The organism is Mycobacterium simiae (genome assembly GCF_008370645.1).
Classification (GTDB): Bacteria; Actinomycetota; Actinomycetes; order Mycobacteriales; family Mycobacteriaceae; genus Mycobacterium; species Mycobacterium simiae_A.
On the sequence record NZ_VTZN01000171.1, the window covers coordinates 1 to 10,030 of the forward strand.

The window sequence follows — 10,030 nt, forward strand, 5'->3', positions numbered from 1 at the left end:
CCGCGCCGCACTTGGGCCACGCCTATGAGTACATCGCCACCGACGCGATCGCCCGGTTCAAGCGGCTGGACGGCTTCGACGTGCGTTTCTTGACCGGGACCGACGAGCACGGTCTCAAGGTGGCGCAGGCCGCGGCCGCCGAAGGGCTGCCCACCGCCGCGCTGGCGAGGCGCAACTCAGACGTGTTCCAGCGGCTGCAGCAACGGCTGAACATCTCTTTCGACCGGTTCATCCGCACCACCGATCCCGACCACTACGAGGCCTCCAAGGCCATCTGGCGGCGAATGGAGGCGGCCGGCGACATTTACCTGGACACCTACTCCGGGTGGTACTCGGTGCGCGACGAACGGTTCTTCGTCGAAGCGGAGACCGGATTGCTTGACGATGGCACTCGGGTGGCCACCGAAACGGGCACGCCAGTGTCCTGGACCGAGGAGCAGACCTATTTCTTTCGGCTCTCGGAATATGCCGACAAGCTGCTGGCCCACTATGCGGCCAACCCGGACTTCATTGCGCCCGAGGTACGGCGCAACGAAGTGGTCAGCTTCGTCTCCGGCGGGCTGCGTGATCTGTCGATATCCCGCACGTCGTTCGACTGGGGCGTCCCGGTGCCCGATCATCCCGACCACGTCATGTACGTCTGGGTCGATGCGCTGACCAACTATTTGACTGGGGCCGGCTATCCCGATACCAACTCGGAGTTGTTTCGCCGTTACTGGCCCGCGGACCTGCACATGATCGGCAAGGACATCATCCGGTTTCACGCTGTGTACTGGCCGGCGTTTCTGATGTCAGCCGGAATCGAGCTGCCCCGAAAGGTTTTCGCACACGGTTTTCTACTCAACCGCGGCGAGAAAATGAGCAAGTCGGTGGGCAACGTCATCGACCCGGTGGAATTGGTCGAGAAGTTTGGCGTGGACCAAGTGCGCTACTTCCTGTTGCGCGAGGTGCCGTTCGGCCAGGACGGCAGCTACAGCGAAGAAGCCATCATCACCCGGATCAACGCAGACCTGGCCAACGAGCTCGGCAACTTGGCCCAGCGCTCGTTGTCGATGGTGGCCAAGAACCTGGACGGGGTGGTGCCCCAACCCGGCGAGCTCTGCGATGCCGATTGCGAGTTGCTGGCGACGGCCGACGGCCTGGTGGAACGGGTACGCGCCCACTTCGACAATCAGGAATTGCATCTGGGCCTGGAGGCAATCTGGCTGCTGCTCGGCGGCGCCAACAAGTACTTCTCAGCCCAGCAACCATGGGTATTGCGGAAAAGTGCGGCCGAGGCGGATCAGACCAGATTCCGCACCACGCTCTATACGACTTGCGAAGTGGTACGCATCGCAGCGCTGCTGGTTCAGCCGGTCATGCCGGAGTCGGCGGCCATGATGCTGGACCTACTTGGTCAGGCCGAAGACCAGCGAGCGTTCAGCGCCATCGACACCAGGCTCGCGCCGGGCACCCAGCTGCCCGCGCCCACCGGCGTATTCCCACGTCACCAGCCTGTTCCGCACGTGCAGTGACACCGCCAAGGGTTGCGCCCTCCGCGAGCCGGCTAGCAGGGCCGCGTCGACCTGCGACGTTGCACCCAGGCCGCGCTATCCGCCAGGCGGTTCCGATCAGTCGCCGTCGCCCGCGGTCGGCATGCCGCGCGGGATGTCCAATGTCGCGATCGGATAGAAGCCGGAGTCGTCGCGGCCGTCGCGGGCCAGTTGCATGGGCGGGTAGTTCACCACATGGGACCCGTTCGGCTTGTGCTGTTGCCAGTCGACCGACGCCCGCAGCGTGTAGTGGCCTGCCGGCAAGCCGACCAAATCGACGCCGACAGTCTCGCTTGCCGACACCGCGATCGGCTGCTGGGCGGTGCGGTCGCCGGGGGCCTCGGGAACGAGCGACTTGAGATCCACGTTTGCCGGCAACGTCCGTATTGTTTGGCCCGCGAAATCCACCAGCCGATAGCTGGGCACCCACTTCTCGGTGGCGGCGGCCGAGCCATAGTTGGTCCAGACGACGGATATCGTTGCCACTTTGCCATCACGAAGCCCCTGGGATCCGGGCTTGGCTTCGACCGAGTACCGATAACCGGCAGTGGCGTTGGCTTGCGACCACAGCGCATACAACTTGGGGTCCATCGGTGAGGTCGTGTTCTCGTCAGGGAAGTTGATGCTCGACGTCATCGCGACGTGGTACTTCATCACGTCGCGCAGGCCCCTCTCGTAGTAGGCCTGGGGCGCAGTTCCACTGGGCAGTTGGCACCATTCGGTGATCACCGGAGCCGCCGATAGCCGCTGGCGCAGCGCGGCGACGACCGGATCGTTGACCTGCACGTAGTGGGCACCGCTACCTTCGGCCCACGCCGGCATGGGGGCAGAGACACCCAGGCAATCGGAGCGGATGCCCACCGGCGCGGCGAGTTTCTTCGTGATGTCCTCGGCGAGCAATTCCCGGGCGATTTCCGGGTTCGCCGGGCTGGTCACCAGTTGAGTGCGGGGAAAGGCGCTGACGTTGGCCTCGACCAGTCGCTGAACAGACGCCTTGGTGACGTTCTGATCCCGAAACTGGCTGTAATAGCCCAGTGCGGCAACGCTTTCATCGGGTCCGGGACCGGGTGCGCCGAGCGAGTCGCGCAGGTAGACGATGTGGTTCTCGCTGAAGTCCCCATACCCGGAGAACTCGAAAACGCTGAGCCGCTCGTCGCCATCGTAGCGGCGCCCGAGTGCCGCCAGCAGCTGCCCGAAGTCGTTCAAATAGGTCGGATCGTTGAAGTTCGGCACTACCTGCAACACTCCCGCCGCGGGACCAGTGGGCCGACCGGGATAGGTGGTGTTGCTGCCCGGACGAGCGCGCTCCCAGTCAGGAATCGCGATATTGGTGTTGTCCGGATACGTTGCGTTGCAGCAGGAGTTGTAGGAGTACACCCGAAGGGTCAGCCGCATCCGCCGCTCGCCCAGCCGGCTGAGCGCGTCGTCGATCACGCTGAAGTCGTACTTGAGTTCGTCGGAAGCGTCCGGCGGCAAGGTGGCCGGGTCGGTCGGCTGCAACTGACGCCACGAGACCCGCACGCTGGCGTCGTACGACGCCGGCCACGCAGGATACCTCTGTTGAGCCGGATCGCGTTGCGGGAAAAGCGGTTCCAACATGTCTTCGTACTGGCCGCGCAGCGGGTTGGGTATCTCCTGCGCCGTCGACGGGATGGCCGGACTCGCCATCGCGGTCAGTGGACTGTTGTGGTTTTGGTCGCTGCTGCATCCGCTCACCACCCCGCCAAGCAAGGCCGCGCACATGACAACGATCAGTATGTTCTTGCTAATTGTTTCCAACCATTCTCACACATGAGCTAGATCGCACCGAACATCAGTGCCTCGCGGCCGGCGAGGAACGGCATCGGCATCCAGCGAGCGGACAGCAACGCCCCCATGGCGTTGCCCGGGACGGGGCGCCTCCATCAGCTGCGTCGCTACCGAGGTGACGACGAAGTCCAAGCTGCGCGGCAACGGGGTCCTCCGGTTTGTGCGCGTGTCGAATTAGGGCGACCGCCCAATTATGAGCGACTAATCCAGTTGACGGATTGTCTATAGCACTTTCCAGAGCCGCTTTGTCGAATGCCCGCCGATGCGCGTCGAGGAGCCCTGGCGCCGCCCTGTTGCCGGATTTACCGAGATGTCCCGGAGCATTTTTCGTGCGCGAGCCTATCACGATCACCCATTTGGCCGAGCTGCCGCGTGCAGTGCATGGGAAGCATGTGGCAGCGCCTACCTGCACCACGGCCCGCCGGCGGATCGATGAATCCGTACCCGGCCAGGCTCACTCGACAGTGCAGCAGATCACAATTCGACCTGGGTTTGTCCCATCCTTCCACCTCCGCGGTGTCTACCAGACACCCGACCCGTACCAAGCCAGAGGGATTCCATGACCCAGATCATCGGCCAACGCCATCATGTCGTCGTAATCGGCGGCGGCTACGCCGGCACCGTGGCCGCCAACCACCTGCGCCAAAACGGAAACGTCGATATCACGGTGGTGAACTCACGTCCGGTCTTCGTCGAACGAATTCGGTTGCACCAGGTGGCCGCCGGCAGTGGCACCGCCGCCGTCGAGTACGGCTCTCTACTCGGTGAGGGCATCCGGCGATCTTGCTTGCCTCGGCGCGCGGATAGCCACTGTTCTGTCAAGCTAGGTCGGTGCGAATCGACCGGCTCGGCGATCTGGGCAGTGCGCCACAGGTGTTGCGCGCTGTCGGCCGTGCGACCGGTCGACTCGGCCTGCCGTCGCCGGCTGCCTTGACAGGTGAATGGTTTGGCGCGCTGGCGGTGATCGCACCGAGCGTGTCGGTGCAACCGGTATGCGATCTCGACGCGTTCTCAGGACCGGTCGGGGTGGGCGCGGAGGCGGTGGGCGGCGGCTGGGTCGGCTACCTCTCCTACCCGGATCTCGGCGCCGATGGGCAGCCCCGCCGAATCCCCAACGCCGCCGGTGGCTGGACCGATTGCGTGCTGCGCAGAGACCGTGACGGCCAGTGGTGGTATGAGAGCCTCACCGGTGCGCCCATGGCGGACTGGCTGGCTACCGCGTTGGCCGGACCCCTACCCACCCCCAGGCCGGCATCCACGTGCCGAATCGACTGGCAGACACCCCATCAGTCCGCACACCGCGACGCGGTGCTGGCCTGCCTGGAGGCGATCGCTGCCGGCGAGGTCTATCAGGCGTGTGTGTGCACACAGTTCATCGGCGCAGTCACCGGATCCCCACTGGATTTCTTCATCGACGGCGTTGCCCGCACCTCCCCCACGCGGGCAGCCTATGTTGCCGGCCAGTGGGGCGCGGTGGCGTCGCTATCCCCAGAGCTCTTTCTGGCGCGCCGCGGTGCCGTCGTGGTGTCGAGTCCGATCAAGGGCACGCTCCCGCTGGATGCTTGGCCGTCGGCGCTGCGCGCGTCACCCAAAGAGGTGGCCGAAAACATCATGATTGTCGATCTGGTCCGCAATGACCTTGGCCGAGTGGCCATGACCGGCACCGTCACCGTGCCGGAGCTGCTGGTAGTGCGCCGCGCACCGGGTGTGTGGCATCTTGTATCCACGGTGTCGGCCCAGGTTCCCGTCGAGTTGCCGACGACGGCCCTGTTGGACGCCACCTTCCCGCCGGCCTCGGTTACTGGGACACCCAAACTTCGTGCCCGCCAACTGATTTCGCAATGGGAGCGCCGCGGTCGCGGAATCTATTGTGGAACAATAGGTCTAGCTTCTCCAATTGCCGGTTGCGAACTCAACGTCGCGATCCGCACTGTCGAATTCGACACGGCGGGCAACGCCGTGCTGGGCGTCGGCGGCGGGATCACAGCGGATTCCGATCCTGTCGCCGAATGGGAAGAATGCCTGCATAAAGCCGCGCCTATCGTTGGGCTAGCGGTCCCGGCGGCCGCCACTCGGGTGGGCTAGCCAGCAAACCCACGATTACGCAGTGGCGATGCAATTTCGCGTAACGCCCACGCGACGGGTCGGCGGCGCCTAAGCTCCTAACCATTGACCCGCGTGGACCGCGAGGTCAAAGGCGAGAGGGGTCACACATGCGAGTCGGTGTCGTTGGCGTGGCGGCCGCAGCCATGGTGGGGGGAACGCTGGCGGTTGCGCCGCTGACGATGTCCGGGCCGATGCACACACCCAACCAAGGGACCTGTGCCGCAGGCCAGCAATGCGATCGGCTGGCTTCGGTCCTTATGCCCAGCACCACTCAGCCGGCCCAGGCGGCCCAGCCAGCCCCGGAGCCCGTCCAGCAACCGACCGACGCGCTGCCGGGTCTAGCGATGCCAGCCGCCGCGCCGGAGGCGGCGCGCGCGGTGCCCGGAGTGTTGACGCCACTGGGCCCGGGAACGCCTGCCGTAACGGACTTGGGCCCGGCAGCGTTGCCCGTCGCACCCCCCCTTCCGAACGCCGCCGCACTACCTCTAGCGCCCGGCGTGCCTGACATCGGAATCCCTGGCGTCGGAATCCCCGGCCTCGGGATCCCCGGCCTCGGCATCCCGGGTCTACCGGACGTCACCGGGCTGGCCTACGTGCCCAGCGGGGTGAACGCCGCCACCTCGATCGTCAATGGCGTCTTGGGCGTCGGCAACACAGCCGCGGGCGTAGTCAGCACAAGTGCGCTGGCCGTCACTTACGTGGTGCTGGCCTACAACGCGTTGCAGTCCTCCGGCATCCTGCCGCAGGCTAGCGCAGCGCTGAACACCGTAGGCTCCATACTGCTGCCCTCGGCGGCGCCCGCGGCGGCCGCGGCGGCCGCAGCTTTGCCGGCGTTGAGTCTGCCGGGACTGGCGGCGCTGCCCGGGGTATCGCCCGCAGGCTTGATCGCGCTGGCATCAGCAGGCGGCTTGCCGGGTGTGAGTTTGCCGAGCCTGCCCGGTGTGTCTCCCACGGCTCTGCTGGCCATGGCGGCAAATGGCCTCCCGGGTCTGCCAGGCATCTCGCCGACCGATCTGATGGCGCTCGCGGCTGGCGGTCTACCGCAACTGGCGGCCGCATTGCCGGCGCTGCAGGCTGCGCTCCCAAACCTGCCATTAGGTCTGCCGGCGGTGCCGGGTGTAGATCCTGCCATGCTGGCTGCGGCCCTGCCGGCGCTGTCAGCAGGTCTGCCAGGCGTAGATCCCGCGGCGGTGGCTGCAGTGCTGCCAGCGCTGGCAGCCGCTGCGCCCGGGGGGCTACCGGCGTTGCCGGGTGGGCTGCCGGCGTTGCCGGCGCCGGCCCTGCCGCCGCTGCCGGCCCTGCCGGCCCTGCCGGCCCTGCCGCATCCGCAGCTCTGCACGCCGAGCTTCGGGCCGATCGGGGTATGCACGCCCTGACCAGCGGAGAACTTACTCCTGGGGCCCCTCCGTGTCGCGGCGGGTGAGTAGGACCGCATCGTAGAGCTGGCGTGAGCGTACACCCTGATGCCCCGCGGTGACCTCGCTACAGGCGTCCTTGACCCGAATGCCCGCCGCGACCAGTTTCTGGACCTCCTCGACCAGAACCTGCAGGTCCAAATAGGGCGTCGCACCGCCGAGTACCACGGTAATCTCGCCGAGCACGCCGTTGGCCGCCCACGCCGCCAACTCCTCGAGCGAGCCGCGCACCACCTCCTCGTGCACCTTGGTCAGCTCGCGGCAGACGGCGGCCGGACGTGCGCCCCCGAGCTGTTCTACGGCATCACGCAGGCACGCGGCCAGCCGGCGCGGGGATTCGAAGAACACGCAGGTGCGCTGCTCTTCGGCCAGCGAGGCCAGCCACGTCCGGCGTGCCGAGCCCTTGCGCGGAGCGAAACCCTCGAAGCAGAACTTGTCCGACGGTAGACCGGACACCACTAGCGCCGTCGTGACCGCCGACGGCCCTGGTAAGCAGGTCACCGAAATCCCGGCATCGACGCAGGCCACGACCAGCCGATAACCGGGATCGTTGATCACCGGCAGTCCGGCGTCGCTGACCACCAGCACCGTCGCGCCGGACTCCATCGCGTCGACCAATGACCTCACCCGTAACGCCTCGACACGGTCGAAAAGGCTCACCACCCGGCCCTTGATCTGGATGTCGAGTGCTTTGGCCAAGGTCCGCACCCGGCGAGTGTCTTCGGCGGCCACCACATCGGCGCTGGCCAATGCGTCGAGCAGGCGTGGCGATGCGTCCGAGGGCCGGCCCAACGGGGTTCCGCCGAGCAGTAGGCGGCCAGAAGTCATGTCGGACAGCCTACGATCGAGCTGATGTCCGCCCCTCCCCAAGAAACCAATCTCGTCGCCGAGGGGCGTGCGGCACCCGTCATCAGCCCTGGGCTGCGGGCACCGGTAGCGGATTTCGGGCCAATGGACCGGATGTGCGGCTGGCTTGTGACGGCCGTGATCACGCTGCTGGCCGCGGTGACACGGTTCGTGAACCTTGGCTCGCCCACTGATGCCGGCACGCCGATCTTCGATGAGAAGCACTACGCCCCTCAGGCCTGGCAGGTGCTGAACAACCACGGCGTCGAAGACAACCCCGGGTTCGGTCTGGTTGTCCATCCACCGGTCGGCAAGCAGATGATCGCAATCGGCGAAGCCCTATTCGGTTACAGCGGGTTTGGGTGGCGGTTCAGCGGCGCGCTATTGGGCGTGATCCTGGTGATGCTGGTGACGCGGATCGTGCGGCGGATCACCCGGTCGACCCTGGTCGGGGGCATCGCTGGGGTGCTGCTGAGCTGCGACGGGGTGAGCTTTGTGGCCGCGCGGACCGCGCTGCTGGACGGGTTCTTGACGTTCTTTGTGGTCGCGGCGTTCGGCGCCCTCATCGTTGACCGGGATCAGGTGCGCCAACGGATGCAAGTCGCCCTGCAGGAGAACCGAATCGGCGAGACGGCGTGGGGCCCGCGGTTGGGGGTGCGCTGGTGGCGGTTCGGCGCCGGCGTGCTGCTCGGCTTGGCCTTCGGGACAAAATGGTCCGGCCTGTACTTTGTCGCCTTCTTCGGCGCGATGTCGTTGGCGTTCGACGTGGCGGCCCGGCGCCAATACCAGGTGCCGCGACCGTGGTTGGGGACATTGCGGCGTGACCTCTTTCCTAGCGGCTACGCGCTGGCGGTTATTCCGTTCGCGGTGTATCTGGCCAGCTATTCGGGGTGGTTCGCCTCCGAGACGGCGATCGACCGGCATCAGGTGGGCCAGACGATCGGCCCGCACAGCGTCATACCGCTGCCCGACGCCATTCGCTCACTGTGGTACTACACCGCCAAGGCTTTCCACTTCCACGCCACGCTGACAAATTCGGCGGGCAACCATCATCCGTGGGAGTCCAAACCGTGGGCCTGGCCGATGTCGCTGCGGCCGGTGCTCTATGCGATCGACCAGCAGGATGTGCCCGGCTGCGGCGCGCAGTCCTGCGTCAAGGCCGTCATGCTGGTCGGCACCCCGGCAATGTGGTGGCTGGCGGTGCCGGTTTTGGGGTACACGGGCTGGCGCACGTTTGTCCGGCGGGACTGGCGGTACGCGGCGGTCTTGGTCGGCTATTGCGCGGGCTGGTTGCCCTGGTTCGCCGACATCGACCGGCAAATGTATTTCTTCTATGCGGCGACGATGGCGCCGTTTCTGGTCATGGCCATTGCCTTAATCCTCGGCGACGTCCTGTATCACCCGGGTCAGAATGCGGAGCGGCGCACGTTGGGCCTGATCGTTGTGTGCTGCTATGTGGCTCTGGTGGTGACGAACTTCGCCTGGCTGTTCCCGATACTGACCGGCCTGCCGATCTCGCAGCAGACCTGGAACATGGAGATTTGGCTGCCCAGCTGGCGGTGATGCTTGGCCCGAGTCGAGATTGCCGTGAGGGCTGTGGTTGCGCTACCAACCACGACCATGGCGGCAATCTCGATGACGATGTCGGTCGCCTAGCGCATCATCGGCGCGTGGCGAGGGTCTTTCTCGGAAGCGAAGCGATAACTGCTGGCGCCCTCACCCGCGGCCAACTGCGATGGAACTACCGTCGTATCCACAGCGGCGTCTATTTGCCCAAAGACTCACCTCGAACGTTGCGGGACGACATCTACGCGGCGTGGTTGTGGTCCGGACGCAGAGGCGTGATCGCCGGTCGTGCAGCGGCCGCGCTGCATGGAGCTAAGTGGGTTGACGACTTCACACCAGTCGAGCTGCTAGGGCCGTTTCACCATCCACCGCCGGGCGTCATCGTTCGCCGGGAACGGTTCAGGGCCGACGACGTCGTCGAACTGGCCGGCCTGAGCGTGACGAATCCCGCACGCACGGCATTCGATCTAGGCCGGCATTTGCCGCGCGGCATGGCCGTTGCTCCATCTCGACGCCCTCTGCGCCGCGACCGGCCTCGACGCCAGTGATGTCACGCCATTGATGGACCGGTACCGAGGAGCCAGGGGCATCCGCGACTGCCGACAAGCCTTGTCGCTGATGGATAGCGGCACGCAGTCGCCGAAAGAAACCTGGCTGCGACTCGTACTGTTCGACGCCCGACTGCCCAAGCCCGCCACACAAATCCGAGTCACCGACAGCAACCTCGTGGCCTACCTCGACATGGGCTGGGAGGAC

The 10,030-nt window shown here is 66.0% G+C and carries 8 protein-coding genes and 1 pseudogene; 6 read left to right on the forward strand and 3 right to left on the reverse strand.

The features are described 5' to 3' along the window. The coding region (gene metG / locus F0Q45_RS21105) for a methionine--tRNA ligase (protein ID WP_149655798.1) at positions 1-1,514 on the forward strand (1,514 nt) is incomplete at its 5' end. A gap of 96 nt (positions 1,515-1,610) precedes the next feature. Here metG and F0Q45_RS21110 read toward each other — a convergent pair. Together F0Q45_RS21110 and F0Q45_RS29515 are read right to left on the reverse strand one after the other, a co-directional pair. Beyond that, positions 1,611-3,275, reverse strand: coding sequence for a hypothetical protein (locus F0Q45_RS21110; RefSeq protein WP_149655803.1), 1,665 nt, complete (start codon positions 3,273-3,275; stop codon positions 1,611-1,613). Between the two features lie 586 nt (positions 3,276-3,861). Then, the gene (locus F0Q45_RS29515; protein WP_262491093.1) at positions 3,862-3,987 is read right to left on the reverse strand and encodes a hypothetical protein; all 126 of its coding nucleotides are present in this window, start codon (positions 3,985-3,987) and stop codon (positions 3,862-3,864) included. Here F0Q45_RS29515 and F0Q45_RS29520 point away from each other — a divergent pair. The 3 genes and pseudogenes from F0Q45_RS29520 to F0Q45_RS21125 form a co-directional block, all read left to right on the forward strand. Then, a pseudogene (locus tag F0Q45_RS29520) lies at positions 3,940-4,116 on the forward strand (FAD-dependent oxidoreductase); the annotation flags it as partial. The gene F0Q45_RS29515 and the pseudogene F0Q45_RS29520 sit on opposite strands and share 48 nt — an antisense overlap. A 56-nt stretch (positions 4,117-4,172) precedes the next feature. Next, on the forward strand, positions 4,173-5,426 hold the full coding sequence (locus tag F0Q45_RS21120; protein ID WP_188113067.1) for an aminodeoxychorismate synthase component I: 1,254 nt from the start codon (positions 4,173-4,175) through the stop codon (positions 5,424-5,426). A 128-nt stretch (positions 5,427-5,554) separates the two neighbouring features. Next, positions 5,555-6,823: a hypothetical protein gene (locus F0Q45_RS21125; RefSeq protein WP_149655800.1), complete on the forward strand. Its 1,269-nt coding sequence runs from the start codon at positions 5,555-5,557 to the stop codon at positions 6,821-6,823. 12 nt (positions 6,824-6,835) lie between these two features. On the opposite strand, the gene rsmI is transcribed toward F0Q45_RS21125, so the two are convergent. Next, positions 6,836-7,690, reverse strand: coding sequence for a 16S rRNA (cytidine(1402)-2'-O)-methyltransferase (rsmI, locus tag F0Q45_RS21130; protein ID WP_149655801.1), 855 nt, complete (start codon positions 7,688-7,690; stop codon positions 6,836-6,838). A 24-nt stretch (positions 7,691-7,714) separates the two neighbouring features. Here rsmI and F0Q45_RS21135 point away from each other — a divergent pair, with 24 nt between their 5' ends. Both F0Q45_RS21135 and F0Q45_RS27955 read left to right on the forward strand, forming a co-directional pair. Then, positions 7,715-9,271: a dolichyl-phosphate-mannose--protein mannosyltransferase gene (locus F0Q45_RS21135; RefSeq protein ID WP_149655802.1), complete on the forward strand. Its 1,557-nt coding sequence runs from the start codon at positions 7,715-7,717 to the stop codon at positions 9,269-9,271. Between the two features lie 107 nt (positions 9,272-9,378). Beyond that, positions 9,379-9,822 (forward strand): hypothetical protein, encoded by a 444-nt coding sequence (locus F0Q45_RS27955; RefSeq protein WP_188113068.1) that lies wholly within the window; start codon positions 9,379-9,381, stop codon positions 9,820-9,822. Positions 9,823-10,030: the final 208 nt, after the last annotated feature.

Bases quoted from the DNA above. Each gene is read 5' to 3' on its own strand.
- F0Q45_RS21110 (WP_149655803.1), bottom strand. From the start codon at position 3,275: ATGTGCGCGGCCTTGCTTGGCGGGGTGGTGAGCGGATGCAGCAGCGAC.
- F0Q45_RS21125 (WP_149655800.1), top strand. From the start codon at position 5,555: ATGCGAGTCGGTGTCGTTGGCGTGGCGGCCGCAGCCATGGTGGGGGGA.
- rsmI (WP_149655801.1), bottom strand. From the start codon at position 7,690: ATGACTTCTGGCCGCCTACTGCTCGGCGGAACCCCGTTGGGCCGGCCC.
- F0Q45_RS21135 (WP_149655802.1), top strand. From the start codon at position 7,715: ATGTCCGCCCCTCCCCAAGAAACCAATCTCGTCGCCGAGGGGCGTGCG.